The sequence below is a fragment of the Streptomyces prasinopilosus genome, from assembly GCF_001419695.1.
GTDB classification, from domain to species: Bacteria; Actinomycetota; Actinomycetes; order Streptomycetales; family Streptomycetaceae; genus Streptomyces; species Streptomyces prasinopilosus.
On sequence record NZ_LIRG01000850.1, the window covers coordinates 1 to 1,498 of the forward strand.

2 protein-coding genes and 1 pseudogene are annotated in these 1,498 nt (G+C 70.8%); 2 read left to right on the plus strand and 1 reads right to left on the minus strand.

Annotated elements, in window-relative coordinates; all coding sequences use genetic code 11:
• A pseudogene (locus tag AOK18_RS27425) lies at positions 1 to 343 on the minus strand (Crp/Fnr family transcriptional regulator); the annotation flags it as partial.
• Positions 344 to 651: 308 nt separating this feature from the next.
• Between AOK18_RS27425 and AOK18_RS27430 the strand changes: the two are divergent.
• Together AOK18_RS27430 and AOK18_RS34845 are read left to right on the plus strand one after the other, a co-directional pair.
• On the plus strand, positions 652 to 1,230 hold the full coding sequence (locus tag AOK18_RS27430) for an N-acetylmuramoyl-L-alanine amidase (protein WP_055571363.1): 579 nt from the start codon (positions 652 to 654) through the stop codon (positions 1,228 to 1,230).
• Positions 1,231 to 1,389: 159 nt separating this feature from the next.
• Positions 1,390 to 1,498 (plus strand): DUF6010 family protein (locus AOK18_RS34845; RefSeq protein WP_240503333.1); only part of this gene is annotated, 109 nt, incomplete at its 3' end.

Here is a 1,498-nt window from a genome sequence, read left to right on the forward strand (position 1 = left end):
CCCGCTGCCGGCAGCGGGAGGCCAGCTCCGAGAGCACCTCCTCGTCCTCGTACGACCGCAGGGCCGGCAGTTCGCCCAGTTCGGCCGGGACGACCTCGACGCGGTCGCCGGTCTTCACGAACGTCACGCGTCCGTCGCCGACGGCGTACGTCAGCCGCCGGTTCACCCGGTACGTACCGCCCTGCACGTCCACCCAGGGCAGCATGCGCAGCAGCCAGCGCGAGCTGATCTCCTGCATCTGCGGTACGGACTTGGTGGTGGTGGCCAGGTTCCGCGCCGCGGCCGTGCCGAGGCTCTGCTGCTGCCGGGTCTGCTCGGTGCGGACCTCTTCGCCTACCGACATAAGGAATTGCCCTCCCAGTTGTGACCGGTGCCCATCCGTGCCGGGCACCGGTCTCCGCGGCAAAGCCTTCCTCACGGGACGTGGCCGCGGTATTACCCGAATGAGCGGGAATGGATCTTCGGTCACCTGGGCATCCATGGGAATTCCGTTCAATCGCGGCCCCGTGGCCGGACATTGTCCGGATCGGCTCGTACGGGGAGCGGGCGATTGGTTGCGCCCGCTCCGTTTAGGTACAAGCACCGGTACGAGGCGGCTGCGACCGGTGGCCGTCGCGCTGCGAGAAGGAGGCGCGACCCATGGCCCCACCCATGTCCGCGAGCGCGTTCCTGAGCTCCCTGAAGGCGGAGGGCCTCACGGTCGTCCAGGTCGGCGACTGGCGTGATCACAACCGCAACCACAAGGGCCCCTGGGGACCGGTGCACGGCGTGATGATCCATCACACGGTCACCCGGGGCAGCGCCCGGACCGTGGAACTGTGCCGCAAGGGCTACTCGGGCCTGCCCGGTCCCCTGTGCCACGGCGTCATCACCAAGGACGGCAAGGTCCACCTCGTCGGCTACGGCCGCGCCAACCACGCCGGCCTGGGCGACGACGACGTGCTGCGCGCGGTGATCGCCGAGAAGGCGCTGCCCGCGGACAACGAGCAGAACACCGACGGCAACCGGCACTTCTACGGCTTCGAGTGCGAGAACCTGGGCGACGGGAAGGATCCCTGGCCCGCGGCTCAGCTGGAGGCCATCGAGAGGGCCGCCGCCGCGGTCTGCCGCCGCCACGGCTGGAACGAGCGGTCGGTGATCGGGCACCTGGAGTGGCAGCCCGGGAAGGTGGACCCGCGCGGGTTCACGATGGCGTCGATGCGCAAGCGGATCCGCGACCGGCTCAAGTGAGGCCGACGGCCACACGCGCGCGAGGCGGCGGGCGGGAGGGAGGCCGGGACCGGCTGGCGGCAATCCGTCGGAAGCCGGCGTCCGGCCCCCTGGGGGCGTGGCACGCGCGCTTCTAGCGTGGTGAGCCGTCCCAGGTCGTCCCAGGTGGAGGCTCCCGCCATGCACTATGTCGTCCCCGTGGCCATCGGCGTGCTCTACGCACTGCTGATGTCCTTCGTCCGCGAGCCGCACCGGCGGCGCCTGAACGCCGTCGTGCTCGCCGGGGCGG

What these genes read in the sequence shown, in the direction of transcription:
- AOK18_RS27430 (WP_055571363.1), top strand. Translation starts at nt 652, where the DNA reads ATGTCCGCGAGCGCGTTCCTGAGCTCCCTGAAGGCGGAGGGCCTCACG.